The sequence below is a fragment of the Holdemanella sp. genome (genome assembly GCF_056804935.1).
Window position 1 is genome coordinate 694 of sequence record NZ_DBMEXE010000276.1, and the last position, 1,105, is coordinate 1,798.

Here is a 1,105-nt window from a genome sequence, read left to right on the forward strand (position 1 = left end):
AAAGTGTAAAATTTGGTTATTTCTTAAATCAAATACTATATAGGCTAATGGATTGATGGGCCTTTCAAAACCTTCATCATTTGTGGGAACCATCATATAATCCATATCAATCGCAAGTTCTAAATCTCCATCCTTTATATTTTTAAAATAATCAATTAGATTTGAATCATTGACAAGAATCGTATTATAACGTTCTGGTTCCATAGGCCTAGGTACAGTATAAGAGAACCAATTTCCATCTTCATCTTTTTGTGTGTAGAGAATATCTCCTCCTTCAAAGATGGACTCTTGATAATCTTCATGTTTTAATGTTTCAATCAATCCTTTATAGGTTTCAATCAACATTTTGATTTCACCATAGTTTGGAAGGCTTGGAAAACTTTTCTTTTCAAAAGTTTTAAAATAAATCCAGTTTCCATTGCCACGAAAACGAAGACCTAATTGTTTGATAATTGAATACATTTCATCATCGATTTCATCACGATTTCCCCAATAACAAGTAATGCAGTTTTGATCGGACATCACAAACGTTGCAGGTACATTATAGTCGTCATTGCAGATTTGACAAAAATCACTATAACCTTCCATGCCTCGATAAACACTGATACCTGTGCATGTTCCACTTTTACCCATAATGGATACGAAGTTTGGTTCTTCATTTTTCTTTGTTTCTACCGCAATTAAATCCATGTCCCAATATGAGTTCCAAGGCTTTAATTTTGTGATTTCAATAGCTAAATCATAGAGTTCTTTCCATTGTTCTAATGTTGCTGGTGTTGCCATAATAATTCCTCAACTTTATTGTATTAATAGTAACATTACTGCATGCTAAACTCAATTAAGATTCCTTAATGATTTTTCCAGATATATAATCAGGAATGAGTTCAAAACATTGTACACTAGGTCCGGAATATTTTAATTCATGATCAATATAATTTTGATCATTGGTAAATTTTAGGCAGAGTTGCGTACATATTTCTTTGACTTTATCTGGATCATTTACCATTTTGATTTTTCCAAACACAATCACACTCTGATAATGAACGGCCCATTCACCATCTTTTTTAAAACCTTTATCCATGACACAAAAGCTTGCCTTATCACA

The 1,105-nt window shown here is 32.1% G+C and carries 2 protein-coding genes; both read right to left on the reverse strand.

The features are described 5' to 3' along the window. Window positions 1–783 (reverse strand): DUF7309 domain-containing protein (locus ACZQCL_RS09275; RefSeq protein WP_482482986.1); only part of this gene is annotated, 783 nt, incomplete at its 3' end. Between the two features lie 55 nt (window positions 784–838). Further along, a partial coding sequence (locus ACZQCL_RS09280; protein WP_482482988.1) for a pyridoxamine 5'-phosphate oxidase family protein occupies window positions 839–1,105 on the reverse strand: 267 nt, incomplete at its 5' end.